This is a genomic window from Aerococcus sp. L_32 (genome assembly GCF_050689315.1).
Genome location: NZ_JBOEQF010001058.1, coordinates 1 through 638, shown reverse-complemented (window position 1 = coordinate 638; position 638 = coordinate 1). Strand labels below are relative to the sequence as shown.

General features: G+C 39.5%; 1 protein-coding gene. It reads left to right on the top strand.

Annotated elements, in window-relative coordinates:
• Positions 1-638, top strand: a 638-nt coding sequence (locus ACRCJ0_RS18175; protein WP_431391533.1) for a pyridoxal 5'-phosphate synthase lyase subunit PdxS, incomplete at both ends; no start/stop codon positions are given.

Here is a 638-nt window from a genome sequence, read left to right as displayed (position 1 = left end):
CCAGTCATGGCGAAAGTAAGAATTGGTCACTTTGTCGAAGCTCAAATCTTAGAAAGTTTACAAATTGACTATATTGATGAGTCAGAAGTCTTATCAGTAGCTGATCATGTTTATCATATTGATAAACAACAATTTGAAGCACCTTTCGTTTGTGGTGCTAGAGATTTAGGTGAAGCTTTACGCCGTATTCAAGAAGGGGCTAAAATGATTCGTACTAAAGGTGAAGCAGGAACGGGGGATGTCAGTCAAGCGGTTACCCACTTAAGAAAAATCCATGAACAAATCCGCTATGTGGCTTCGTTACAAGATGATGAGCTCTTTAACCAAGCTAAGGAATTAGGCGTCTCTTATGATTTATTAAAGCGAGTACATGATACTGGTAAATTACCTGTGTTGAACTTTTCAGCTGGCGGGGTGGCAACACCTGCTGACGCGGCTTTAATGGTGCAATTAGGTGCTGAAGGCGTTTTTGTTGGTTCAGGTATTTTCAAATCAGGTAATCCAGAAAAACGTGCCAAATCCATAGTTGAAGCAGTAGCCAATTACAAAAATGCTGCCAAATTAGTCGAAATCTCAACTGATTTAGGCGAAGCGATGGTAGGTATTAATGAAGACGAAATTAAAGTTATCATGTCTAA